1 protein-coding gene is annotated in these 201 nt (G+C 68.7%); it reads left to right on the top strand.

Going from position 1 to position 201, the window contains the following annotated elements; all coding sequences use genetic code 11:
• The coding region (locus tag IH13_RS45910; protein ID WP_420713328.1) for a CurL C-terminal domain-containing protein at positions 1-201 on the top strand (201 nt) is incomplete at both ends.

The raw sequence follows: 201 nt of genomic DNA, 5'->3' as shown, positions 1-201 counted from the left end.
GGCCGCGCGTCTCACCGAATCATTGGCAGGCGCAGCGGACTTGTCGGTGGGCGACCTCGCACACGCACTGGCGTCGAGCCGTTCCCGGTTCGATCACCGTGCTGTGGTGACGGCTTCCGGGAATGAGGAGTTGCTGGCCGGTCTCGGTGCCCTCGCTGCCGGTCGTTCCGGTCCTGGTGTGGTGCGGGGTGTCGCGGTGGA

This window comes from Streptomyces sp. NRRL WC-3549 (assembly GCF_000721935.1).
Lineage (GTDB): Bacteria > Actinomycetota > Actinomycetes > Streptomycetales > Streptomycetaceae > Streptomyces.
The sequence above is the reverse complement of the archived record's forward strand: the minus strand, read 5'-3'. Positions and strand labels throughout refer to the sequence as shown.